Raw genomic sequence first — 23254 nt, 5'->3', positions numbered from 1 at the left:
CGACGTGAAGCGCCTCAGCGGCTGGGACTCGCTGCTGCTGTCCAGCGAGACGCCGAACGTGCACCAGCACACGCTCAAGATCGCGGTGGTCGACACTTCGCAGTTCGAGGGCGAGCCGACCTTCGACGCATTTCTCGAGACGTTCCGCGAGCGCCTGCCTGACCTCGATCCCTTCCGGTACGAACTCGTCGACGTTCCACTGCACCTGCATCGGCCGGTGTGGCGGCAAGGCGCCGACATCGACTTCGGCTACCACGTCCGCAAAGTAGCCGTTCCTGACCCGTACGGGCGCGCGGGACTCGACGCGCTGATCGGTCAGATCGCGAGCACGCCCCTGGATCGCAGCCGGCCGCTGTGGGAGCTGTACTACGCCGAAGGTCTCGCCGAGAACCGCGTTGCGGTGATCGGCAAGGTGCACCACGCGTTGGCCGACGGCGTCGCGTCGGCGAACCTGATGGCCCGTGCGATGGAATGGCCGGGCACCGGCGCGGGTGGTTCCCGTTCGGGAGGCGACGCCGAATCACTGTCGGCAGCCGCTCTGCTCGCGTTCGCGGTACGGGATCACCTCCGCCAACTCGCGGGCCTGCCCGGCGTTCTCAAAGAGGTTGTCGTCGGCGCCTACCGCCTGCAGCGGCGAGCGCGTGCGCGCCGTCACCATCCCGAACTCGCCGAACGGTTCAAACCGCCCCCCACCTTCCTCAACCGCAAGCTCTCGGCCGGGCGCGCGTTCGCGACCGCCACGCTCTCACTCGATGAGGTCAGAGCGACGAGCAAACATCTCGAGGCGACCGTCAACGACGTGGTCCTCGCGATCGCCGCCGGCGGACTGCGCACGTTGCTCATCGAGCGTGACGGGAGCGCCGACGACGCGCTGATCGCCTCGGTTCCCGCCGCGACCGACACCTCACCGGACCGCATCACCGGCAACGAGTTGAGCACCATGCTGGTGTCTTTGCCGGTGCAGATCGCCGACCCGTTGGAAAGGCTGCGCCTGATCCGCACGGCCACGCGGATGGCCAAGGAGGACAACGAGTCGCTGGGCCCCGCCACCGTGGGCAAGGGGCTGCGGTACGTACCGCCCGCGGCGGCGCGCGCCACCTTCCGATGGATGTCGCGACGCGAGGCGCCCAACCAGTTGTTCAACCTGATCGTGTCGAACGTGCCCGGGCCCCGCGAGCGCGGCCGGATCGCCGGAGCCGTCGTCACCGAGATCTACTCGGTCGGTCCACTGGCCGCCGGTTCGGCCATGAACATGACGGTGTGGAGCTACGTCGACCAGCTCAACGTCTCGGTGCTCTGCGACGACCTGGCGTTCGACGACGTCCACACCGCGACGGACGCGTTCATCGCCGCCTTCGCCGAACTCCGCGCGGCCGCCGGCCTTGGCCAGACCACCACCGAGATGGCCGGAGCTCTGCCGCAGGTCAGCGTGGGTCGAACTCGATCGGAAGCGTCGCAGGGCCGGTGATGCCGACCAGCGGCTTCCACATCGCGGGGCCTGCGCGGCGCAGATCGCGCACGCGGCTGCTCATCACGACCAGCGCCTCGGCCAGTTCACGACGGGCCAGGTTCGCGCCGAGGCAGTAGTGCGCGCCCGCGCCGAAGGTCTGCATCGGCGCGGCACCCTGCCGGGTGATGTCCAGACGGTCGGCGTCGTCGTACACGGCCGGATCGCGGTTCGCACTTGCCGTGTTGATCAGCACGAAGGTGCCCGCCGGGATGGTCACGCCGCCGTAGGTGACGTCCTCGACCGTCATCCGCATCGCGCCGAACACCACCGGGTAGAACCGCATCAGTTCCTCGACGGCGTTCATCGCGAGCTCGGGGTGCTCGGCCAGCAGCTCCCACTGATCGGGGTGGTCGCACAGCACGTCCACCGCGGCCGCGAGCTGGTTGCGGGTGGTGTCGGTGCCCGCCATCAGGATTCCCGCCGCGAGCATGCGCAGTTCCTCGATGCTCAACCGGTCCCCGTCATCCTCGGCGCGGATCAACTCCGAGATCAGGTCGTCGGTGAGCGTCGTGCGGCGCTCCGCGACCATCCCGTCGATGTAGTCGTCGAGTTCGGCCCACGCCTGCAGGATCAGCGGCGCGTGTTCGGCCGCGTTCCATTCGAAAAGCTTGAAGAAGTCATCGGCCCACTCGGAGAACAACTTCCAATCCTCGCGCGGGGCACCGAGCAGCTCGGCGATGACCGGAACCGGATACGGACGTGCGATGTCCTCCACGACCTCGCACCGTCCCGACGCCACCAGCGGATCCACCAGATCCGTGATGACTGTGGTGATCGTCGTCTCCAGCCGTCCCACCGAGCGCGGCGTGAACGCCTTGCAGACCAGGCGCCGAAGCCGCGAGTGGGTTTCACCGTTGACGCTGAGGAGCGTCGTGACGGCGCGATCCCACAGCGGGCCGGAGGTGATGCCCTGGGCCTCCAGACCGAGTCCCGGCGGCACGCACATGCGGTGGTCGCGCAGGGCCGCCCGGACCGTCTCGTAGCTCAACAACTCGGGCCCGTGAGCGCCCATCGCGACCGGTCCCGCGTTGCGGGCCACGGTGATCCGCCGGTGTGCTTCGTATGCGTCGGTCGCGTCCTCATACGAGAGGGTCGGCAGGTCGGCCTCGAAGACCGTCGGGCTTGGCCGGTTCGTGTCCACGTTGACGGTGACGCTCATGGTGACCTCCTCGGCGTGACGACACTTCGATGCTCGGCCGCGCCGGGGAAGCGGACTAGCGTAGGCGACTACTCCAGTCCGGAAGTGAGGCGATATGCGTAGTGCCTGGGCGGGTCCGGCGTTGGCCGTCGTCCTCGCGTGGCCGGCAGGCGTGGCGTCGGCGACACCGGATGCGCCCGTGCCCCCGGTGTCCGATGCGGCGCGGGCGGCCGGGCTCGTCGATGTCCGCACTGTCGTGCCCGACGCGGTGATCGACCTGCGGTACGCGACGGCGGACAACTTCGTCGGCGAGCAGCTGTATCCCGCCAATGCGCGCTGCCTCGTCGACGAGTCGATGGCGCCCGGCTTGGCCGCGGCCGCCGACGTGTTGCGCCCCGGCGGCGAGGTGCTGGTGTTCTGGGATTGCTATCGGCCGCACGACGTTCAGGTGCGGATGTTCGAGGCGGTCTCCGATCCCGGATGGGTGGCCCGGCCGGGGCCCTATGCGAGCAGCCATGAAGCGGCGTTGTCGGTCGATGTGACCTTGGCCCGTGACGGCACCCTCGTCGACATGGGCACCGGTTTCGACGAGTTCACCGCGCGCGCCAACGCGTATGCCACCGACGGGGTCAGCGCGGCGGCACAGGCCAACCGCAAGCGATTGCGCGACGCGATGGCCGCGGGCGGGCTCACCGTGTACACCGGCGAGTGGTGGCATTTCGACGCGCCGGGTGCGGACCGGCAGCGCCCGATACTCGACGTCCCCGTGAGCTAGCTGCTGGCCAGGTACGTTAGGCGGCGGCCGGATCGGCGGTCATGGCTTGGCAGTACGAGCACAGGTTCGGCCCGAGTGTCGGGTAACCACATCCGCCGCAGATCGCGACCGCGGTAAGTTCATCGGCTTCGGGCATGCCGGTTATTTACCCTCTTGCAATCCAATTAATCCCGTAGTTGAGACGAAGTCTGGGAAGCTGCCCACGACATGGCTACTGCAGAGCTCGCCCAGGCCAGCGGCACCCACAGCACGCGGCGAGCCTGGGCTGCGGTCGCGTTGCTCGCGCTCGTCGGGACGCTGAACTACGCGGACCGGTTCCTGCCCGCGGTCCTCGCCGAACCGATCCGGGCGGAACTGGAGCTGTCCGATACCGCGCTCGGCGTAATCAACGGGTTCGGCTTCCTGGCCGTGTACGCCGTGCTCGGCCTGCTGATCGCCCGGATCGCCGACCGCGGTGCGTTCGGGCTGGTGGTGTCGACGTGCCTGACGTTGTGGGGCGCGATGACGATGCTGGGCGGTGCGGTGCAGTCAGGCTTCCAACTGGCGCTCACCCGCGTGGGCGTGGCGATCGGGGAGGCCGGCAGCACACCGGCCGCACACGCGTATGTGGCGCGCAACTTCGCGCCGCAGCGTCGTGCCGCACCGCTGGCGGTGATCACGCTCGCGATTCCGCTCGCCAGCGCGGCCAGCCTGATCGGCGGCGGTCTCCTGGCGCAAACCTTGGGCTGGCGGATGGCGTTCGTGGTCATGGGTGCGATCAGCGTGGCGTTCGCGCCGCTGGTCCTCATCGCGCTCGGGCGCAGGCAGTCGATGCCCGCCACGACGGGAGTCGACGACATCGATGTCCCCGCCAAGGCCTGGGATCTGCTGCGCAAAGGCAGCTTCGTGGGCGTCGTCGTGGGAGCGTCGTGCATCTCGGTGGCTGGTTACTCGTTGACGGCGTTCGCTCCCGCGTATCTGGTCCGCACCCGCGGTATGGAGTTGGGCGAGGTCGGGGTGCACTACGGCATCGCTAGCGGGCTCACGGGCATCCTCGGCCTTCTGGTCGTCGGCCGGGTCGCCGACCGGTTGTCGGCCTCCGATCCGCGGTGGCTGCTGTGGCTGGTGGCCGCGATCGTCTGTTACCTCCTGGCGAGTCGGAGGTTCGTCCGCGAGATCGTCGACTCAGATGATCGGCGGGTCGTCGGGGCGCACTAGCCGCAGCCACCGGTAGCCGTAGGGTTCCAGGCCGATCTCGATGCGGCCTTTGTCGTCAAGCTCGTGTTCGGTGAGATCGTCGAGCAGGTCGACCAGCTTGCAGCCCGGCGCGTCGTCGAGTCGGATCGGCACGAGGCAGCCTTCGGCGCCGAAATTGTGCAGCGCGACCATCGCCCATCCCGACTTCTCGCGACAGACGTGGGCCAGCACGGCGGGATTCGGTTGGTCCAGGATCTCGGGCGTTGACCATCCGATCTCCGGCTGCGACCGGTACGTGTAGATCAGATTGCGCATGAACCACCAGAACGACTGGTGGTCGTGGCGCTGGTCGGCGGCGTTGACCCGATCGGGACCGAACATGCCGTCGGGCTGGGGCCGGGGCAGCTTGCGCTTGGCAGCCTTGGAGAAGCCACCGTTGACACCGCTGGTCCACTGCATCGGGGTGCGCACCGCGAAGCGTCCCTCGACGTCGAGGTTCTCGGCCATGCCGATCTCCTCTCCGTAGAACAGGACCGGGGTGCCGGGCATCGAGAACATCAGCGAGTAGACCATCCGCATCCGCCGCTCATCGCCGCCGAGCATGGCCGGTAGCCGCCTGCGCAGGCCGCGGCCGTAGAGCTGCATGTCCGGGTCGGGCCCGAAGGCGTCGAAAATCTCCTGGCGCTCGTCGTCGCTCAGTTTGTCGAGGGTCAGCTCATCGTGGTTGCGCACGAAGTTGGCCCACTGGCTTGTGATGTCGAGCGGCGGTCGTTGCATCAGTGCCTCGGCGATGGGTCGGGCGTCGCCGCGCGCCATGGACAGGTAGACGTTCTGCATGCCGATGAAGTCGAACTGCATGTTGAGCCCGTCTCCGTCGGGGCCGCCGAAGAACGACTTCTGGTCCGGATAGCCGACGTTCACCTCGCCGAGCAGCACCGCGTCGCCGACCCGTCGGGTGACGAAGTTGCGCACGTCGCCGAGGTACTCGTACGGGTCGAAGACCCCGGGATCGCCGGGTGCGCCGTCGCGGGCGAAGAGGAACGGGACGGCGTCGACCCGGAAACCGGATACCCCCAGCTCGAGCCAGAAGCCGAGCACCCGCGAGATCTCCTCCTGCACAACCGGATTGGCGATGTTCAGGTCCGGCTGGTGTTTGAGGAAGTGGTGCAGGTACCACTCGTCGGTTTTCGGGTCGCGCTCCCAGAGGCTGTCCTCCTTGTCGGGGAACACGACGTCCTTCTTGCTCGACTTGGGTTTCGTCGCGCTCCACACGTAGTAGTCGCGATACGGGTCGTCGGTGCTGCGGCAGGCGGACTTGAACCACGGGTGGCGGTCCGAGGTGTGGTTCATGACGAAGTCGACGATCACCCGGATCCCGCAGGACTTGGCGGTGCGCACGAGTTCGACGAAGTCACCGTGCGTTCCCAGTCGCGGGTCGACACCGAAGAAGTCGACGATGTCGTAGCCGTCGTCGACCCGGCCGGTGGGGTAGAAGGGCATGAGCCACAGACACGTCACACCCAGGTCGGCGAGGTACTCGATGCGCTCGGTCATCCCGCGGATGTCGCCGCAGCCGTCGCCGTCCCAGTCGTAGAAGGTCTCGACGTCGGCGCAGTAGAAGACCGCGTTCTTCCACCACAGGTCGCCGGTCTCGATCTTCCTCACGCGGAGACCGCCGTCGGATTGAGCCGGGGCAGCACGTGTTCGCCGAACGCGTCGATGAAGCCGGTCTGCTGTTGTCCGACGAAGTGCAGGTACAACTCGTCCCAGCCCTGCTCAAGATCCTGCTGCAGCCACTCGACATGCTTGCCCAGATCGCTTGAGATACGGACCGATTGGTGCATCTGCTCGGGGGTGACCTCCTCGCCCATGACGTCGAACGCCTCGACCGTCTCGGTGTCCCAGCAGACCGGGGGATCGAACACGTTGCTGCGCCACTGGTCGTGGGCGATCGCGAGCGCCTCGTCCTCCGACGGGGCCCAGCTGAGGTGAATCTGCAACCGCGTGGGCCCGCGGCCGCCGGCGTCACGGTAGGCCCGAAGGACCTTCTCCAGCGCTTCCCTCGACTGGTTCACGGTGACGAGCCCGTCGGCCCAGGAGGCATGTCGGGCGGCGGTTTCCGGCGTGACGGCTGGGCCGACGAGATCGGGGATCTTGTCGGGTCGGGTCCACAGCCGCGCGCGATTGACCTGGACCAGCCCTTGGTGGCTGACCTCGTCACCGCCCAGCAACCGTCTGATCACGTCGACGCACTCGACGAGGCGCTGGTCGCGCACCTCTTTGCGCGGCCATTCGTCGCCGGTGATCCGCTCGTTTGAGGCCTCACCCGAGCCGAGCGCCGCCCAGATCCGGCCCGGGAACATCTGCGCGAGCGTCGCGATGGCCTGGGCGACGATCGCGGGGTGGTACCGCTGCCCGGGCGCGTTGACCACTCCGAACGGCAGCTGCGTGGTGGCCAGTGCCGCGCCGAGGAAGGCCCACGCGAAACCGGACTCGCCTTGTCGCTCACTCCAGGGGCTGAAGTGGTCCGATGACATGGCTGCGGTGAAACCCGCCTGTTCGGCGCGCTGGACGTCGCACAGCAATTGCGCCGGACTGATCTGCTCGTGCGAGCAGTGGAAACCGATGACCGTCATGGGTCACCGCGTACCCGTTCTTCGCCGCTCTTACGTGAACGTCAGCCGATGGACGGTAGGTTCGCCTTCGTGGCCGAGCTGATGAACCGCCAGATCGTGTTGCGCCGCAGGCCCGTCGGGCTGGTCCAGCCCGCCGACACCGAGTTGATCACCGCGCCTGCGCCCGAGCCAGCCGACGGTGAGGCGTTGGTGCGCACGACCTACGTCGGCATCGACGCCGCCGCCCGCACCTGGCTGAACGACCAGCCCGGCTATCTGCCTCCTGTGCAGCTCGGGGAGGTCATCCGCGCGGCAGGCATCGGTGAGGTCGTGGCGTCCCGATGCGATGCGTACGCCGTCGGCGATGTGGTGACGACGCTGACGGGTTTTCAGGAATACGTGATCAGCCGCGACGACATCTTCACCACGCCGGTGCCCGGTCCCGACGTCGACCAACTTGCGGTGATGTCGGTGTACGGGCCGACCGGCGCGACGGCCTATTTCGGAATGGTCGGGATCGGCAAGCCACAGCCGGGGGAGACCGTGGTGGTGTCGGCGGCCGCGGGTGCCACCGGATCGGTTGCGGGCCAGATCGCCATGATCGCCGGGGCCCGGGTGGTCGGCATCGCCGGCGGACCGGACAAGTGCCGTGCGGTCGTGGAGGATTTCGGGTTCGACGCGTGCATCGACTACCGCGAGGCCAACCTGCCCGCGGCGCTGAAGGAGCACTGCCCCAAGGGCGTCGACGTGTACTTCGACAATGTCGGCGGGCCGATCCTCGACGCGGTGCTCGGCCGCCTGGCGCACAAGGCGCGGGTGGTGTTGTGCGGTGTCATCTCGAGCTACCTGACCGGTGAACATCCCGGCCCGGCCAACTACGTCAACCTGTTGTCGAAGACCGCGCTGATGCAGGGATTCAACGCGCTCGACGAATGGGGGCGGTTCGACGAGGCTTTCGGGCCCCTGCGCCGCTGGGCGGACGAGGGACGACTGGTGCACCGCCAGACGATCTTCGAGGGCATCGAATCCTGCGTCGACGCCATGAATGGCTTGTTCACCGGTGCCAACATCGGCAAGATGTTGGTCAAGATCAGCGAGCCGGGAAGCGGGAAACTTGCCTCGTGAAACGGTTGGTTGGTCGCGAATCAAAGCGGGTATGACGAACGTCGCAATTGGTGGACACACACTGAGGAGTGGTGGCATGGGCGCTCGACGAATCGCTCGGATGCTGAGTCTGGTGGTGCCGTTCGCGGCGCTGCTCGGCGGATCGATTCCCCTTGCGGCGGCCCAACCTCCCCCGCCTCCGCCCCCTGCGCCTGCCCCGCCGCCCGCTTGTCCGGATGTGCAGGTGGTGTTCGCGCGCGGGACCGGCGAGCCGATTGGTGTCGGCGGGGTCGGGCAGGCGTTCGTCGACCAGCTGCGCGCCCAGGCCGGCCCACGATCGATCGACGTCTACCCGGTTAACTACGTGGCCAGCGGCGACTTCGGCAACCGCATCCAGTTCGCACGCACGGTCGTCGACGGGATCCGCGATGCGGGACAGAAAGTCGAGTCGACGGCGGCGGCATGCCCCGATACCGACATCGTGCTCGGCGGATTCTCACAAGGCGCTGCGGTCGCCGGATACGTGACTTCCGCCGAGATCCCCGAGGAGATCCCCGCCGAGTACCGCGAGTTCATCCCCGAGCCGATGTCCGAGGAAGTCGGCGACCACGTTGCCGCTGTCGTGCTGTTCGGCAGGCCCTCGGATCAGTTCCTGACCGATGCCGGCGCGCCCGCGATCGTCATCGGACCGTCGTATCAGGACAAGACGTTGGATCTGTGCGCCGAGGGCGACACGATCTGCAACGGCGCTCCCATCGGTCTTCCAAGCTTCGCGCACAACTCCTACATCGTGAACGGGATGGCCGCCGAGGGTGCGGCCTACGCGGTGGCGCGTCTCGAGCCGGCTCCGGCACCCCCGCCGCCTCCGGCCCCAGCGCCGGCTCCGGCGCCGTTGGCCGCGCCCGCACCACCACCGCCGCCTCCGGCCCCCGCGCCGTTCGCGGCACCCGCAACCGCGCCCGCAGCGCCGCCCCCGGCCCCCGCACCTGCCGGCTGAGCACTGCTCGTCGCGGTCTGCCACTCTCGAGTGGTGGACCAAGACGTGTACGACAAGGGCCGCGAGATCCGCACGGCGGTGCTCGGTGAGGCCTATGTGCAGAAGGCGGCAGACAGTGCCGACGATTTCACCGGGCCGTTCCAGGATTTGGTGACCGAGTACTGCTGGGGAGCGGTTTGGGGACGCGACGGCCTGTCCCACAAGACGCGCAGCATGCTCAACCTTGCGATGCTCGCGGCGTTGAACCGCCCCAACGAGCTTCGCACCCACGTCCGAGGCGCCCTGACCAACGGCGTAACCCCCGAAGAGATCCGCGAGATCTTCATGCAGGTCGCGGTGTACGCAGGTGTGCCCGCCGCGGTGGAGGCCTTCCGCACCGCGTGCGCCGCCTTCGACGACGCCGAACAGCGGTAGGGCGCGGCATGGACATCGGATTCGTCGGACTCGGCAACATGGGCTTCCCGATGGCGGACCGCCTGCGGGCGGCCGGGCATCGGGTGGTCGTCTGCGACGCCCGCCCCGAGGTGGTCGACAGGGCGGTTGAAGCCGGTGCCGAGCGGGCGGCCTCGGCGCGCGAGGTCGCCGACCGCGCGCCGACGATACTGGCGAGCCTGCCGAGCCCGCAGGCGTCTGAGTCCGTCGCCGCCGAGATCGCCTGCGGGACCGTCGTCGAGCGTTTCGTCGACCTGTCGACGGTGGGAGGCCAAGCCGCGCAGCGCAACAACGCGCTGTTGGCCGAGCGCGGGATCGCGGCGCTCGACAGTCCCGTGAGCGGCGGTGTGCACGGGGCCGAGGCGGGCACCCTGGCCATCATGGTGTCGGGGCCGCGAGCTCACTACCAGACGTGCGCACCGCTGTTCGAAACACTCGGGCGGGCGACGTTCGTCGGTGAGAAGCCCGGCGCTGCGCAGACGATGAAGCTCATCAACAACGTCATCGCCGCGACGACACTGGCTGTCACCGCCGAGGCGATGGTGGCCGGTGTGAAGGCCGGACTCGACGCCCAGGTGATGATCGACGTCCTCAACGCCGGTTCCGGTGGCACTCACGCCAGTCGGGACAAGTTCCCGCGGGCGGTGCTGCCCCGCACATTCGACTACGGCTTCGCGACGGGGTTGATGGTCAAGGACGTCCGGCTCTACCTCGACGAGGCCAGGGCGCTGGGCCTGCCGACCGAACTCGCCGACGCCGTGGGCCAGGTCTGGGAGGCGACGATGGCCAGCGAGGGAGCCGAATCGGACTTCACCGCGGTGGTGAAACCCATCGAAGCCGCCGCGGGGGTCGTGGTCGAGGGGTGACCCGGTGGCGCCGACGGTAGAGTAATGCAGGTGAACACGCCGAAGTCGCGCGCACGTTGGCTGCGCGGGGGTCTGGTCGGATCGTGTTCTGCCGTCTTGACCGCGACCGCGCATACGTTCGCCGGCGGTCAGCTCCCCGCGGGATCGGCGCTGATCGTCGCGATGCTCGTCTGCGCCACCGTGGGCGCCGTGGTCGCCCGACCCGCGCTCGACGGTCGTCACGGGCGATTGCTCGGCGCCGTCGGCGTCCTGAGCCTCGCGCAACTCCTCGGCCACTTGTCCTTCGTCATCGCCGGTGGGCACGTGCACTCGGCCGCCGCCCTGGGCCTGACGCCCGCGATGACCGCGGCCCATATCGGGGCCGCCGTCATCCTGGGAACAGCGATCGCGGCTGTCGAATACCTCTACGTCGTCTGCGTATCGGTGCTGCAGTGGCTGCGAATCTTCGCCACGTCCGGACTGCGCCCGCGCGCGCGGCGGGTACACCGTGTCGTTAAAACCGTTGTCGCCGAATCCGTCCTGTTGAGTTGCGGGCTCGGCATGCGCGCTCCGCCACTGAGGTTGGCAACGGCGGCTTAGCCCCGCCGCGCACCGAGATCGAACCGCGACAGGCGTCGCGGCTTTCGACGTAACTCACCCACCTCAATTTCCGGCTCGACGAGTGCCCGCCGGGCCGCCGGCTAAAGGTCCGCCATTCATGACAACGACCCCCACTCTCGGCACGCCCGCGCGTCAGCGTCAGCGCGGCGTGCGTCCTCTGTTACTGCGATTGCATTTCTATGCCGGCGTTTTCGTCGGTCCGTTCATTCTGATCGCCGCTGTCACCGGCTTGTTGTACGCGGTGATTCCCCAGATCGACGACGCGGTCTACCGCGAGAAGGTCACCGTCGACAGCATCGGGGAGCACCGACTCCCGCTGGCCGAACAGCTGCGCGCCGTGCGTGCCGCATACCCCGAAGGGATGGTGGAGCAGATCGGCCCGCCCGTCGCGGCCGATGACACCACGCGGGTCGTACTCGCGGTCGACGACGTTCCGCCCGACTATGCGAGAACGGTGTTCGTCGACCCGTACAGCGGTGAGATCCGTGGCGCGCTGACCACCTACGGTCAGTGGCTGCCGGTGCGCGCGTGGTTCGACGAGTTGCACCGCAACCTGCATCTCGGTGCCGTGGGCCGCAACTACAGCGAGCTTGCGGCGAGCTGGCTGTGGGTGATCGCGCTCGCGGGTCTGTCGCTGTGGTACCTGCATCGCCGCGACACCAAGAAGCTGCGTCGCATCGCGCTTCCCGACCGCGACAAGCCGGACCGTCGCCGCACCCTGTCCTGGCATGGCGCGGTAGGAGTTTGGATCATCGTTGCGCTGCTCGGGCTGTCGGTCACCGGCATCACCTGGTCGCGCTACGGCGGTGAGACGGTCAATCTTCTGCAGGAAAGGCTGAACACCACAGCGCCGTTGGTGGACACCGCGCTCATGCAGTCGGCCGACACCGACGCGGGTCATGGGCAGCACCACGGGGGGGCCGTCGTCGGCAGCGGTGACGCCGCGCTACACGGTGCGGACACCGCGTTGAGCGCGGCCCGCGCCGCGGGACTGTCCGGCCCGATGTGGATGTACCCTCCGAGCGCCGACGGCCAGGGTTGGGAAGTCGCGGAGAACAAGCGCGACTGGCCCACTCGGTACGACGCGGTCTCGGTGGATCCCGATACCGGAGCGATCATCGACCGGGTCAATCAGGCCGAGTGGCCGTTTCTGGCCAAGCTCACCAACTGGGCGATCGACGCGCACATGGGTGTGTTGTTCGGGGTCGTGAACCAGATCGTGTTGGCGCTCACCGCGATCGGGCTGATCACGATCGTCGTTCGCGGTTACCTCATGTGGTGGCAACGCAGGCCGACAAAGGGTTCGACGTGGGCGGCCGGTCGTCCGCCGCTGCGAGGCGTCCTGCGCGGTCTGCACCCGGGGGTGATCGCGTTGCTCGTCGTTGGTGCACTAGCGGTGGGTTGGGCGTTGCCGTTGTTCGGTCTCAGCCTCGCCGCATTCGTGGTCGTCGACCTCATCGTCGCAGCGGTCAAGAAGCGGGGCACCGAGCAGGAGGCGAACGTCGATGTCTAACAGGATCTATCACGCACTGGTACTTCTCATCACTGCGACTGTCGTGGCGGCTTGCACGGCACACGGCCAACACGACGAAGGGCCGATGTCTTCGGAGGTAACGCTCGCCGACCAGTGGGCCAGCGCGGCCGAGACCGGTATGGCCGCGGTGTTCGGCATACTCGCCAACGCCGGACACCACGACGCGCGCATCGTCTCGGGGCGCTCGGATGCGGCCGGGCGGGTCGAGGTGCACGAAGTGGCGGCCGATGGGGGCGCCAGGACGATGCGCCCCAAAGACGGGGGCCTGGTGATCCCGGCCGGAGGCTCACACGCCCTGGTGCCGGGCGGTGACCACCTGATGCTGATGGACCTCAAACAGCCGCTGCTGCCCGGTTCTGAGGTGACGTTGACCGTCGAGTTCGAGGACGGGTCGACGCTGCCGGTAACCGCCCAGGTGCGTGACTTCGCCGGTGCCAACGAGGATTACCAGCCGGCCACGGGCGGATCCGCAGCACACCATGACCATGGTTGACGGCGTGGCCGAGGGTCGATTACACCTCAACCGGCGTCGTCTTCTCGCGGGCAGCGCCGTCGCGGTGGCGGCGGGGGCGACGCTGAGCCACAGCGGCATTGCACAATCCGCTGTTGCTGCCGACGCCGTTGACCGGGCCGTCGAACCGTTTCACGGGCGGCATCAGGCCGGTGTCGCGACGTCCCCGCAGGCGCATGCGTTGTTCGTCGCACTCGACCTCGAACCGCATCCTCATCGCGGCCCGCGGGAGACGTTGGCAGCCGTGCTGAGACTGTGGACGTCGGACGCCGAACGATTGACTCAAGGCACTCCCGCGCTGGCCGACACCGAACCCGAACTGGCGCAACGGCCGGCCAGGCTCACCGTCACCGTCGGAGTCGGACCGGGACTGTTCGACCGGATCGGGCTCGGGAATCGGCGCCCGCGGGCGGTCGCCGATCCGCCGGCCTTCGCCACCGACCGCCTCGAACCGCAGTGGTGCGGCGGTGACCTCCTGCTGCAGATCTGTGCCGACGACCCGATCACCGTCGCGCACACCAGCCGGGTGCTGCTGAAGAACGTGCGCGCCATGACCCGGCAGCGATGGCGGCAGACGGGATTCCGGCAAGCAGCGGGCTCGGGTGCGCACAGCATGCGAAATCTGATGGGTCAGATCGACGGCACCGCCAACATCGTTGACGAGGCAGGTTTCGATCGGCACGTGTGGGACGACGGTGACGACCAGCCGTGGTTCGCCGGGGGTACGACGCTGGTGTTGCGCCGCATCCGCGCGGAGATGGACACCTGGGACGAGCTCGACCGAACCAGCAAGGAACTCAGCGTCGGTCGTCGCCTCGACAGCGGCGCGCCGTTGACCGGGAGCCGGGAGGACGACGTTCCGGACTTCGACGCGGCCGAAGACGGTATACCGGTGATCCCGCCGAACGCGCATATCGCACTGGCCCGACCGCACAGCGACGACGAACGATTTCTTCGCCGACCCTACAACTACGACGACGCGCCGCCCGCCGGGCGTCTCACCGACAGTGGGCTCATTTTCGCTGCGTACCAACGTGACCCGGACGAACAGTTCACCCCGGTGCAGCGGCGGCTCGCTGCGGCCGATGCGCTGAACGAGTGGATCACCACCATCGGGTCGGCGACGTTCACGATCCTGCCGGGAGTCGAGTCGGGTGGTTACCTGGGCCAGACGCTGTTGTCCTAGGCCTCGGATCAGGATTCTCGACGCGATCAACGCCGCACGGGACAGCGCCGATCGCCATGTGCTGGAGGCAGGAAGATCCCTGACCGAGTGGCTTGCCGGGCGGTAGGGGTAGGCTGGTCGCGCAGCTGGTTTGCGGGCGAACCGATCTCGGAATCGAGGGAGGGCCGTCGGCATCGAGTGCCGCACGCCGATCCGGGTGCGGTGCGAGAGGGAACTCCGGTGAGAATCCGGGACTGTCCCGCAGCGGTATGCAGGAACGACCGCCGTCAACAGCACTGGCCCCACCGGCTGGGAAGCGACGGCCATTAGGTGCACGACCATGTGCGAGCCTGCGAGTCCGAAGACCTGCCAGATGTACCGGGCGCGCCGCGTCCGGTGGTTTATCGCCTCGTGGAATGGGCTGTGGCCGAAGCGGGTTGCGTATGGCGTGTCCGCGCTCGGCACGACACCTCCGGCGATGAACATCCGCCGTACCGATGAGGACGTCGTCATGACCGCAACACCGTTCTACGCCACCATCCTCGGTTCCCCGCGCATCGGCCCGAACCGTGAACTCAAACGAGCCGTCGAGAAGTACTGGGCGGGGACCGTCGGACGCGACGAACTCGAGTCCGTGGCCGCCGAACTGCGCCGCGACACCTGGGAGGCGCTCGTCACCGCGGGACTGGATTCCGTTCCGGTGAACACGTTCTCCTACTACGACCAGATGCTCGACACCGCAGCCATGGCGGGTGCGTTGCCCCCGCGGGTCGCGGACGTGTCCGATGAAATGGACCGCTATTTCGCCGCCGCGCGCGGCAACGACGAGATCGCCCCGCTGGAGATGACGAAGTGGTTCGACACCAACTACCACTACATCGTGCCCGAACTCGGTCCGGACACGCATTTCGCGCTGAACCCGACCAAGATTCTCAGTGAACTCGAAGAAGCTCGGGCCCAGGGTATTCCGGCTCGTCCTGTGGTCATCGGACCGATCACGTTCCTTGCCCTGAGCAAGGCGGTGGACGGAGCCGACGCGCCGATCGACCGGCTCGCCGAGTTGACCGTGGTGTACGGGGAGCTGCTGGCACTTCTCGCCGGGCAGGGCGTCGAGTGGGTGCAGATCGACGAACCCGTTCTGGTGACCGACTTCGTCGACACCGCAGCCGAACTCGCCGAGCGCACCTACGCGCAGCTCGGGCGGCTGACCGAGCGGCCGGCGATCTTGGTGGCCACCTACTTCGGAGAGCTCGCCGATGCCTTGCCCGCGCTCGCGCGAACGCCGGTCGAAGGGATCGGTGTCGACCTCGTCGCGGGCGGCGTGCCCGCGGTCGCCGCTGTGCCCGAACTGGCCGACAAACTCCTCGTCGCCGGTGTCGTCGACGGCCGCAACATTTGGCGTACCGACCTGGAATCGGCTCTCGGCACCCTGACAACACTGCGGGGGTCGGCGCAGCACGTCGCGGCTTCGACGTCGTGCTCGACGCTGCACGTTCCGTACACGCTCGATGCGGAGCCCTCTATCGACGGCGCCTTGCGGAGCTGGTTGGCGTTCGGCTTCGAAAAGGTGACCGAGGTCGTGGCGCTCGCCCGCGGCTTGAAGGACGGACGCGAGGCGATCGACGGTGAGATCGCGGCGTCCAACGCGGCCATCGCGTCGCGGCGCGCCGATACCCGGTTGCACAACGACGATGTACGAGCGCGGATCTCAGCCATCACCGCATCCGGTGCCGAACGCGGTCCCGCCGACCAGCGTCGCGCGGCGCAGCAGGCGCGGCTGGACCTGCCCGTCCTGCCGACGACGACCATCGGGTCATACCCGCAGACATCGGCGATCCGGGTGGCCCGAGCGGACCTGCGCGCGGGCAGGATCGACGCCGCCGAGTACAGGCGCCGGATGCAGGCCGAAATCGCCGGCGTCATCGGGCTGCAGGAGGAGATCGGTCTGGACGTGCTGGTGCACGGCGAGCCCGAGCGCAACGACATGGTGCAGTACTTCGCCGAGCAGCTCGACGGATTCTTCACCACACAGAACGGCTGGGTGCAGTCCTACGGCAGCCGGTGCGTTCGCCCGCCGATCCTGTACGGCGACGTCAGCCGACCCGACCCGATGACGGTCGAATGGATCACCTATGCGCAGTCACTGACCGACAAGCCGGTCAAGGGCATGCTGACCGGACCCGTGACGATCCTGGCGTGGTCGTTCGTGCGCGACGACCAGCCGTTAGCGCAGACGGCGGCCCAAGTGGCGCTGGCGATTCGCGAGGAGACCATCGATCTGCAGTCGGCGGGTATCGCGATCATCCAGGTCGACGAGCCAGCGCTTCGCGAGCTGCTGCCCCTGCGCTCCAAGGACAAGGATGCCTATCTGCGCTGGGCGGTCGACGCATTCCGGTTGTCGACATCGGGTGTCGATGACTCGACACAGATCCACACGCACCTGTGCTACTCGGAGTTCGGCGAGGTGATCGGCGCAATCGCCGATCTCGATGCCGATGTGACGTCCATCGAGGCGGCGCGTTCGCACCTGGAGGTGCTCGGCGACCTCAACGCGGCCGGGTTCGCCAACAGCGTCGGCCCCGGCGTGTACGACATCCATTCGCCGCGGGTACCCGCGGTCGGCGAGATGGCTTCTGCGCTGCGAGAAGCGTTGAACTCCGTTCCCGCCGAGCGTCTTTGGGTGAACCCGGACTGCGGTCTGAAGACGCGCAGGACCGACGAGGTGACCGCCTCGTTGCGCAACCTGGTCGCCGCGGCGAACGAGGTTCGTCCTCACTGATCACCGGGCGACTGCACGCGCAGCCGACGACTCAGTGTGGTTAGAAGGGGCTGCTGTTCTGCTGCCAGCGCGCCTCTTCGGGGCGCGGGCCGAAGCGGCGAATGTAGTCCTCGTGCATCCGCGCGTCCTTCTTGCGCTTGATCTCGTCGACCAGGTTCTGGTCCAGGCCGTGTTGCGTCAGACGGTGCCGACGCCAGATCTTGTTGAGCGCGAGTGCCATGAGGATCGCCCAGATGTAGAGCGGCGCAGTCATTTCCAGGTGTACGTACAGCGACGCCGGGAGCAACCAGAACGGGGCGAGCACGAACAGAGGTGGAATCGCCATCCGAATCATGTGGCGGCGCAGCGCGCCAGGACCGGCCAGGTCGCGCGCCACCCATTCGCGCATGGAGTCCGGAAGCCGGCGTCCATACGAATAGGTGATGTATTGAACGATGTTGGGGCGGGCGGCAGCCACGAATCCTCCTTGAGAGTAGTCAGTTGTCGAGTGCGCCCGCGGCGAGGGCGGCGGTGTTCACACGGTTCAACACGTTGCGAAGCGTTTCGAGTTCGTCCAGGTCCACACCCAGGCGCTCGACGACCGCAGGCGGTATCTCCAGCGCGCGGCGCCGTAACCGCACACCTTCCTCGGTGAGCCGCACGTCCGTGGCCCGCTCGTCGACGGCGCTGCGTGCCCTGGTGATGAAGCCGAGCGACTCGAGGCGTTTCAGCATCGGGGACAGTGTCGCCGAGTCGAGTTGCAAAGCGCTCGCGATGTCCTTCACCGACAGCGGTTTTGTGGGCGGCTCTGCGGCCTCTGAGGTCTTGTAGTGGTCCCACAGCGCCAGCATGACGAGGTACTGAGGGTGGGTGAGGCCGAGCGGTTCGAGCAGGGGGCGGTATATCGCCAGCACGGCCCGGTTCGTGACCGCTAGCGCGAAGCAGACTTGCTGCTCGAGTGCGAGCGGGTCGACCCGGGCCGGAGTTGATGTGGACACAACTCCATCGTGGCCAAATAGTTAGGGTCCTAGCAATGTACTTCTGGTCACACGGGGTTTTGTCCGAGGGCGGGCGGTCGATCCTTGTCGAATGTCAACGCCGAATGACCCGCCCGCTACTCCGATGGACGCCACCAAGGCGACCGAGGAACAACGTGCATTGCAGGACGACCTGGACCACCGCGACGACGATCCGGAGGCCCCCGGTGGGCATCAGGACCGCCACGACGTCGCCGACGAGACCTGACTAGGCGTTCGCCGGCACCCCCAGCGCGAGCACCGCGGCGTCGTCCTTGACTCCGGGCCCGAAGCTGGTGAGCAGTTCCTTCAACGCGTTGACGATGGTGTCGGCGGTGGCGGGTGCGCGGGCGTCGACGAAGGCGAGCAGGGCACCCTCGTCGTCGTAGCGCTGATGGCCGATTCCGGTGCTCGCCTCGGTCAGACCGTCGGTGTAGAGCACCAAGGTGTCCCCGGGCACCAAGTGAAATCTGTGAGCGACGAACCGCGCGTCATCGGTGATCCCGGCGGCATGGCCACCGACGGTGTCGGCGTAATAGGCCGATCCGTCGGCGCTGAGAAGCAGCGGCGGGGGATGACCGCCGCTGGCCAGGGATACGTCGAAACCGTCGCCGCGCATGGTGAGGCTGCCGTCGATCACCGTGCACAATCGATTGCCGCCGATCTCGACATCCTGCATCAGCACCGAATTGAGTACGTGAAGCGCCTTCACCGGATCGTGGTCGGCGACCGCGGCCGAGCGAAGCACGTACCGTGCCAGACCGGCGACCACCGCGGCGTCGACGCCCTTTCCGGCGACATCGCCGAGGAAGAAACCCCACGTGGAGCGTGACAGCGGGAACAGATCATAGAAGTCGCCGCCGACGTCGTCGTCCGACGCGGTGTGGTAGTACGCGGCGGCGTCCAGTCCCGGCGGCGGTGCGAGAAGCGGCGGAAGCAGTGAGCGGCGCAAGGTTTCGGCGAACGCCTGCACCCGGCTGCGCTCGGTCTCGGCGCGCTCGCGCTGCGCCAGCAGCTCCTGCTCGTACGATCGCCGATCCTTGGCGTCGACCGCGCTGACGCGCAACAGTTCTGGATGTCCTTCGGCGTCGTAGGCCATGTTGGCGGTGAGGAATATCGGTAGCCGCGTGCCGTCGGCGGTCAGGAAATCCAGCGTCACGCCATCGAGCTTTCCGCTCATCCGCAGGATCGCCCGGAAATGGGTGTCGTAGTGCAAGCGCCCGCCGACGGTCAACAGGTCTGTGATCAGCTTGCCGTGCAGGTGTTTTCGCTCATAGCCGAGCCAGTTGGCCAGGGTGGCGTTGGCTCGGATGATGCGGCCGTTGGGATGGGCGATCGCGTTTCCGGTGGGCGCGTTCTCCCAGTGGTCGTCGAGATCCAGCCCGGTCATGTCGGTTGGGCGAACTCGGCGATCGCTTGAGCCGTGGCGTCCGGATCGCTGACGTGGGGGCAATGGCCGGTCGCACCGAGTGTGACCAGCCGGCTACCGGAAATGTGTTGGTGTACATAGGCTCCCACGGATGCCGGTGCGATCGCGTCCTCGGAACACTCCAGGATCAGCGTGGGTACCGACACCCGTGGCAGGTCGGCGCGGTTGTCGGACAAGAACGTCGCGCGGGCGAACACCCGCGCGCAGTCGGGATTGGTTCGGCAGAACGACGCCTCGAGTTCCTCGGCGAGCTCCGGCCGGTCGGAATTACCCATGATCACCGGGGCCATGGCATGCGACCAGCCAAGGTAATTCAGTTCCAGGGACTCCAGAAGTTCGTCGATGTCAGCTCTGGAGAATCCGCCGCGGTAGCCGTCGTCGTCGATGTAGCGAGGCGACGGCGTGACCATGACGAGCTTGGCGATCCGGTCGGGCTCGGTGATGACCGCGAGGACACCGATGATCGCCGCCACCGAGTGGCCGACGAACACCACGTCGCGCAGATCAAGGTCGCGCAGAATCTCGACGACGTCGTCGGCGTAGCCGTCCAGCGACGAGTACTTGGTGTCGTCCCACGCCTTGAGGTCCGAGGCCCCGGAGCCGACGTGGTCCATCAACACAATGCGAAATTCAGACTGCAGCCGGTCGACGATGAGCCGCCACAGGTTCTGGTCACACCCGAAACCGTGGGCTAGGAACAGCGTCGGACCGCTCTGGTTTCCAACGATCTTGATGTTGTTCCGGGTCCAAACGTCCATGACCAGCAGCTTAAAAGCCACCGACCATCGACTGTGCCTCCCGCCCGGGCTGTCAGGGCGTTTCGGCTGGTCATTACGGGGGTATACGTGCTCGATCAGGTTCAGATCCGCGAGCCCGCATTGAAATTCTTCGAGGGACGGACGTACCCGTGGCTGGACCAAATTCCGATTATTCCGATGTGACGGAGATGTTCCGTCACCTCAAAACACTGGATGAGGGGTCGGGTGCCTACCACCGGCAACGCGATTTGATCTGTGAGCGTTGCCTGCCGCTCGCCGATCACATCGCACGTCGTTATCGCAATCGCGGTGAGTCGCACGAAGATCTTGTGCAGGCAGCGCGTGTCGGGCTGGTCAATGCGCTCAATCGATTCGACGTCGACAACGGAGCAGAATTCCTGTCGTTCGCCGTACCGACGATGATGGGCGAGGTTCGTCGGCACTTCCGGGACCACGCGTGGGCGGTGAAGGTCCCGCGCACCGTCAAAGACCTCCAGATGCGGGTGAACAAGGCCACCGCGAAGCTGGCGCAGGGCTTGGGGCGCGCACCGACCGCGAGCGAAATCGCCGAGGATCTCGGCGTCGATCGCGAACAGGTGGTGCAAGCGGTGATCGCCGGGTCGAACTATTCGACGCTGTCGACCGACATACCGGCGATGCGCGATGACGATTCGGCCTCCATAGGGGACAGTTTCGGCGGTGACGACGCCGGCTTCGACAAGGTACTCGACGTCGAGACCGTGCGGCCGTTGATCGCGGCCCTACCGACCCGCGAACGCGACGTGCTGACGCTGCGCTTCTTCGAGGACATGACGCAGAGTCAAATCGCGGCGCAGGTCGGTTGTTCGCAAATGCATGTATCGCGCCTGCTCGCAAAGGCGTTGGAGACGTTGAGAAGTCAGGTCAAAGCATCTTTCCTCGCCGCTGCGAGCTGATGGGGTTAGGGGCGTACGCCGAGACATACATCGCAAGCAGGGAGCGGGTGAACCGCTGACCGGTTGCTTGGGCTCGGACTGCCCTAAGAATCGAATGGGTGCGCCGTCGTAGAATGGCCGAGGCTCACCGAGTCGGCCGCGTTAGCTCAGTTGGTAGAGCATCGCCCTTGTAAGGCGAATGTCGAGAGTTCGAGTCTCTCACGCGGCTCCGTATGTCAGCCGACCTGATTAGGGTCGCGCTATGTCGAAGACGTGTCGCGGGTGCGGCCGCGAGTTGGTTGGCCGTAAACAGAAAGTCTTCTGCTCCAGTGCATGTCAGCAGTCACATCGCCGGCGGGTACTTCTGAATGCTTGGCTCGAGTCCGGCGTCTGCGGACGCACCTCCTACCAGGGCAACTTCGTTCGGGACCACCTACTTGAACAGCAGGCCAGCCGTTGCGCAATCTGTGGCATCACGGCTGAGTGGAATGGCTCGACGCTCGCTCTGATAATCGACCACATAAATGGCGACGCGACCGACAACCGCCGTGAAAACCTGCGGCTTCTCTGCCCGAACTGCGACAGTCAACTGCCGACCTATAAGGCGAGGAATCGAGGCAGCGGCCGTTACTACCGGCGACAGCGGTACGCCGACGGCCAGTCGTATTGACGCGCGGCCGCGTTTATCGGGTCACCGGTTCGGGGAACTCCGCTCCCCGTGACTGTCAAGGACGATCTGCTCAGCGACTTCCCGCACGTGTATCCCAGACTCGAGCGGCCCGAGGTCGAACGGCTACTCACGCTGCTCGACAAGAGCGCGAGCACCGAAGGCGGCCTCGGTCTCAGCATCGCCACCGCCATCAAGCCGCTAGTCCCCGAGGTTGCCGCGCGGATCGAGTCCTACAAGCAAACCGATGTCGACGACTATGTGCGGATGCTGCGGGGCGCGGCTGTGCTGCTGCTGCAGCGTTGGCAGCCCGAAGACCAGCCCCCGACTCCGGAGAGCGTGTCAGCGGCGATCGAGGCGGTCGAAGCCGACGCCTGAGCTCACTCCTCGACGTCGATGATGCGTTGAGAGGTCACCGTCCTCGACGTCGAACGGGCCCGCGGCCGGCGACCGGGCAACGGGATCCGGTCGGCGATATTGCTCAATGGGTTGACGACTTGGCTTAACGTCACGACGGCATCGTGGAGGGCGTCGATCGTCGGCGCCAGCGCCTCGAGACCGGGCGCCAACCGGTTCAGCGTGTCCGCGACGTCGGCCAGCTTGAGCAGCGGACCGTCCGGATCGGTGAGCGTGTCCAACAGGCCGTCCTCGGCCAGTAAGCGGTCGGCCACGCCGTCCTCGCGCAGCACCCGCTCCACGAGGCCATCGTTGGCCAGTAGCTGATCGGCCAGCCCGCCCGGGGCGATCACCCGCGACAGTGCGCCGTCGTCGGTGGTCATGCGGTCCACCAGGCCGCCTTCGGCCATCAGCTGGTCCACCAGCCCGCCGGGGGCCACCGCCCGGGCGACCGCACCGTTCTCCGCGGTCACGCGATCCAGCAGGCCACCCTCGGTGGTCAGCTGGTCGACCAGTCCGCCCGGTCGCAGCAGTCGGTCCAGAGGTCCGTTGGGTGCCAACGCCCGGCCCAGCGGGGCGTCGTCGTCCATCAGGCGTGCCAGTCGGTTCGCCCGCTCGACAGCGTCGTTCAGGCCGAGCATGGTGGCGAACGACGCCGATCCGGGCCCATCCTCGACGGCGTCGCCGAGCGTGCGCTGCGCCATGCTCACCGCCCCGGTCGCCATGGCCAGGCCCGCGTCGGCGACGGCCAGGGCGGCTCGCGCCGGTGCGGTCGCGATATCGGTCAGCGCTTTGCCGAAGTTCATCACCTCAGTCTATGGACGGCGCAAGATGAAGACTCACAGGAAGTACACAGCCTGCTGGCAGGAACATCACCGGCGAGAGACGGACAG

General features: G+C 67.2%; 22 protein-coding genes, 1 tRNA gene, 2 pseudogenes and 1 riboswitch. Of the genes and pseudogenes, 17 read left to right on the top strand and 8 right to left on the bottom strand.

The features are described 5' to 3' along the window. Positions 1–4: 4 nt before the first annotated feature. A complete protein-coding gene (locus A5759_RS13985) occupies positions 5–1468 on the top strand; it encodes a wax ester/triacylglycerol synthase family O-acyltransferase (protein WP_068198669.1) in 1464 nt (487 codons plus the stop codon). On the opposite strand, the gene A5759_RS13980 is transcribed toward A5759_RS13985, so the two are convergent. Continuing rightward, positions 1425–2669 (bottom strand): cytochrome P450, encoded by a 1245-nt coding sequence (locus tag A5759_RS13980; RefSeq protein WP_068198667.1) that lies wholly within the window; start codon positions 2667–2669, stop codon positions 1425–1427. The two genes, A5759_RS13985 and A5759_RS13980, sit on opposite strands and share 44 nt — an antisense overlap. A 94-nt stretch (positions 2670–2763) precedes the next feature. On the opposite strand from A5759_RS13980, the gene A5759_RS13975 reads away from it, so the two are divergent. Together A5759_RS13975 and A5759_RS13970 are read left to right on the top strand one after the other, a co-directional pair. Then, positions 2764–3423 carry a M15 family metallopeptidase gene (locus A5759_RS13975; protein WP_068198664.1) on the top strand — a complete coding sequence of 220 codons (660 nt, stop codon included), beginning with the start codon at positions 2764–2766 and terminating at the stop codon, positions 3421–3423. A gap of 207 nt (positions 3424–3630) precedes the next feature. Beyond that, positions 3631–4554 (top strand): annotated as a pseudogene (locus tag A5759_RS13970) (spinster family MFS transporter); the annotation flags it as partial. A 33-nt stretch (positions 4555–4587) separates the two neighbouring features. On the opposite strand, the gene A5759_RS13965 reads toward A5759_RS13970, so the two are convergent. Together A5759_RS13965 and A5759_RS13960 are read right to left on the bottom strand one after the other, a co-directional pair. After that, positions 4588–6264: an alpha-amylase family protein gene (locus tag A5759_RS13965; RefSeq protein WP_068198662.1), complete on the bottom strand. Its 1677-nt coding sequence runs from the start codon at positions 6262–6264 to the stop codon at positions 4588–4590. Further along, positions 6261–7235 (bottom strand): TIGR03885 family FMN-dependent LLM class oxidoreductase, encoded by a 975-nt coding sequence (locus A5759_RS13960; RefSeq protein ID WP_068198659.1) that lies wholly within the window; start codon positions 7233–7235, stop codon positions 6261–6263. The genes A5759_RS13965 and A5759_RS13960 overlap by 4 nt, the downstream gene beginning before the upstream one ends. A 69-nt stretch (positions 7236–7304) precedes the next feature. Here A5759_RS13960 and A5759_RS13955 point away from each other — a divergent pair, with 69 nt between their 5' ends. The 9 genes and pseudogenes from A5759_RS13955 (at position 7305) to metE (ending at position 17202) form a co-directional block, all read left to right on the top strand. Beyond that, on the top strand, positions 7305–8339 hold the full coding sequence (locus tag A5759_RS13955; protein WP_156616927.1) for an NADP-dependent oxidoreductase: 1035 nt from the start codon (positions 7305–7307) through the stop codon (positions 8337–8339). A gap of 76 nt (positions 8340–8415) precedes the next feature. Next, positions 8416–9156 (top strand): annotated as a pseudogene (locus A5759_RS13950) (cutinase family protein); the annotation flags it as partial. Positions 9157–9348: 192 nt separating this feature from the next. Then, positions 9349–9729 carry a carboxymuconolactone decarboxylase family protein gene (locus tag A5759_RS13945; RefSeq protein WP_068198929.1) on the top strand — a complete coding sequence of 127 codons (381 nt, stop codon included), beginning with the start codon at positions 9349–9351 and terminating at the stop codon, positions 9727–9729. Between the two features lie 8 nt (positions 9730–9737). Beyond that, positions 9738–10613, top strand: coding sequence for an NAD(P)-dependent oxidoreductase (locus A5759_RS13940; protein ID WP_068198650.1), 876 nt, complete (start codon positions 9738–9740; stop codon positions 10611–10613). Between the two features lie 30 nt (positions 10614–10643). After that, on the top strand, positions 10644–11192 hold the full coding sequence (locus tag A5759_RS13935; protein WP_068198926.1) for a hypothetical protein: 549 nt from the start codon (positions 10644–10646) through the stop codon (positions 11190–11192). A 118-nt stretch (positions 11193–11310) separates the two neighbouring features. Beyond that, complete coding sequence (locus tag A5759_RS13930; protein ID WP_068198647.1) at positions 11311–12726, top strand: PepSY domain-containing protein; 1416 nt, start codon at positions 11311–11313, stop codon at positions 12724–12726. Beyond that, positions 12719–13240 carry a copper chaperone PCu(A)C gene (locus A5759_RS13925; RefSeq protein ID WP_068198644.1) on the top strand — a complete coding sequence of 174 codons (522 nt, stop codon included), beginning with the start codon at positions 12719–12721 and terminating at the stop codon, positions 13238–13240. Before A5759_RS13930 ends, A5759_RS13925 begins: the two co-directional genes overlap by 8 nt. Next, the gene (locus A5759_RS13920) at positions 13233–14444 is read left to right on the top strand and encodes a Dyp-type peroxidase (protein WP_068198923.1); all 1212 of its coding nucleotides are present in this window, start codon (positions 13233–13235) and stop codon (positions 14442–14444) included. The genes A5759_RS13925 and A5759_RS13920 overlap by 8 nt, the downstream gene beginning before the upstream one ends. A 158-nt stretch (positions 14445–14602) precedes the next feature. Next, positions 14603–14812: riboswitch (cobalamin riboswitch) on the top strand. 122 nt (positions 14813–14934) lie between these two features. Further along, positions 14935–17202: a 5-methyltetrahydropteroyltriglutamate--homocysteine S-methyltransferase gene (metE, locus tag A5759_RS13915; RefSeq protein ID WP_197506032.1), complete on the top strand. Its 2268-nt coding sequence runs from the start codon at positions 14935–14937 to the stop codon at positions 17200–17202. A 40-nt stretch (positions 17203–17242) separates the two neighbouring features. Here metE and A5759_RS13910 read toward each other — a convergent pair whose 3' ends face one another. Continuing rightward, positions 17243–17659 carry a DUF5313 domain-containing protein gene (locus A5759_RS13910; protein ID WP_068198640.1) on the bottom strand — a complete coding sequence of 139 codons (417 nt, stop codon included), beginning with the start codon at positions 17657–17659 and terminating at the stop codon, positions 17243–17245. Between the two features lie 19 nt (positions 17660–17678). Further along, a complete protein-coding gene (locus tag A5759_RS13905) occupies positions 17679–18179 on the bottom strand; it encodes a MarR family winged helix-turn-helix transcriptional regulator (RefSeq protein WP_068198637.1) in 501 nt (166 codons plus the stop codon). Positions 18180–18270: 91 nt separating this feature from the next. Between A5759_RS13905 and A5759_RS26115 the strand changes: the two genes are divergently transcribed. Next, positions 18271–18426: a hypothetical protein gene (locus A5759_RS26115; RefSeq protein ID WP_165595971.1), complete on the top strand. Its 156-nt coding sequence runs from the start codon at positions 18271–18273 to the stop codon at positions 18424–18426. On the opposite strand, the gene A5759_RS13900 is transcribed toward A5759_RS26115, so the two are convergent. After that, positions 18427–19587, bottom strand: a complete 1161-nt coding sequence (locus tag A5759_RS13900) for a SpoIIE family protein phosphatase (RefSeq protein WP_068198634.1) — start codon at positions 19585–19587, stop codon at positions 18427–18429. Continuing rightward, positions 19584–20384, bottom strand: a complete 801-nt coding sequence (locus A5759_RS13895; RefSeq protein ID WP_068198631.1) for an alpha/beta fold hydrolase — start codon at positions 20382–20384, stop codon at positions 19584–19586. Before A5759_RS13895 ends, A5759_RS13900 begins: the two co-directional genes overlap by 4 nt. Positions 20385–20533: 149 nt before the next feature. On the opposite strand from A5759_RS13895, the gene A5759_RS13890 reads away from it, so the two are divergent. The 4 genes from A5759_RS13890 to A5759_RS13880 all read left to right on the top strand — a co-directional run bounded on the left by A5759_RS13890 (position 20534) and on the right by A5759_RS13880 (position 22343). Then, positions 20534–21319, top strand: a complete 786-nt coding sequence (locus A5759_RS13890; protein WP_082962117.1) for a SigB/SigF/SigG family RNA polymerase sigma factor — start codon at positions 20534–20536, stop codon at positions 21317–21319. A gap of 135 nt (positions 21320–21454) precedes the next feature. Further along, positions 21455–21527 (top strand) — tRNA-Thr (locus A5759_RS13885). Positions 21528–21560: 33 nt separating this feature from the next. Further along, entirely contained in the window at positions 21561–21968 is a 408-nt protein-coding gene (locus tag A5759_RS25655) for an HNH endonuclease signature motif containing protein (RefSeq protein ID WP_082962116.1), read from the top strand. Between the two features lie 48 nt (positions 21969–22016). Beyond that, positions 22017–22343, top strand: coding sequence for a hypothetical protein (locus A5759_RS13880; RefSeq protein WP_068198627.1), 327 nt, complete (start codon positions 22017–22019; stop codon positions 22341–22343). A gap of 2 nt (positions 22344–22345) precedes the next feature. On the opposite strand, the gene A5759_RS13875 is transcribed toward A5759_RS13880, so the two are convergent. After that, positions 22346–23167 carry a hypothetical protein gene (locus A5759_RS13875; RefSeq protein ID WP_068198623.1) on the bottom strand — a complete coding sequence of 274 codons (822 nt, stop codon included), beginning with the start codon at positions 23165–23167 and terminating at the stop codon, positions 22346–22348. Positions 23168–23254: the final 87 nt, after the last annotated feature.

This window comes from Mycobacterium sp. 852014-52144_SCH5372336, from assembly GCF_001665615.1.
Classification (GTDB): domain Bacteria; phylum Actinomycetota; class Actinomycetes; order Mycobacteriales; family Mycobacteriaceae; genus Mycobacterium; species Mycobacterium neumannii_A.
This window is presented reverse-complemented; position numbering and strand designations above follow the sequence as displayed.

Coding starts and splice junctions, on each gene's coding strand:
- A5759_RS13980 (WP_068198667.1), bottom strand. CDS start 2,669: ATGAGCGTCACCGTCAACGTGGACACGAACCGGCCAAGCCCGACGGTC.
- A5759_RS13975 (WP_068198664.1), top strand. CDS start 2,764: ATGCGTAGTGCCTGGGCGGGTCCGGCGTTGGCCGTCGTCCTCGCGTGG.
- A5759_RS13960 (WP_068198659.1), bottom strand. CDS start 7,235: ATGACGGTCATCGGTTTCCACTGCTCGCACGAGCAGATCAGTCCGGCG.
- A5759_RS13940 (WP_068198650.1), top strand. CDS start 9,738: ATGGACATCGGATTCGTCGGACTCGGCAACATGGGCTTCCCGATGGCG.
- A5759_RS13930 (WP_068198647.1), top strand. CDS start 11,311: ATGACAACGACCCCCACTCTCGGCACGCCCGCGCGTCAGCGTCAGCGC.
- A5759_RS13925 (WP_068198644.1), top strand. CDS start 12,719: ATGTCTAACAGGATCTATCACGCACTGGTACTTCTCATCACTGCGACT.
- A5759_RS13920 (WP_068198923.1), top strand. CDS start 13,233: ATGGTTGACGGCGTGGCCGAGGGTCGATTACACCTCAACCGGCGTCGT.
- metE (WP_197506032.1), top strand. CDS start 14,935: ATGACCGCAACACCGTTCTACGCCACCATCCTCGGTTCCCCGCGCATC.
- A5759_RS26115 (WP_165595971.1), top strand. CDS start 18,271: ATGTCAACGCCGAATGACCCGCCCGCTACTCCGATGGACGCCACCAAG.
- A5759_RS13900 (WP_068198634.1), bottom strand. CDS start 19,587: ATGACCGGGCTGGATCTCGACGACCACTGGGAGAACGCGCCCACCGGA.
- A5759_RS13895 (WP_068198631.1), bottom strand. CDS start 20,384: ATGGACGTTTGGACCCGGAACAACATCAAGATCGTTGGAAACCAGAGC.
- A5759_RS25655 (WP_082962116.1), top strand. CDS start 21,561: ATGTCGAAGACGTGTCGCGGGTGCGGCCGCGAGTTGGTTGGCCGTAAA.
- A5759_RS13875 (WP_068198623.1), bottom strand. CDS start 23,167: ATGAACTTCGGCAAAGCGCTGACCGATATCGCGACCGCACCGGCGCGA.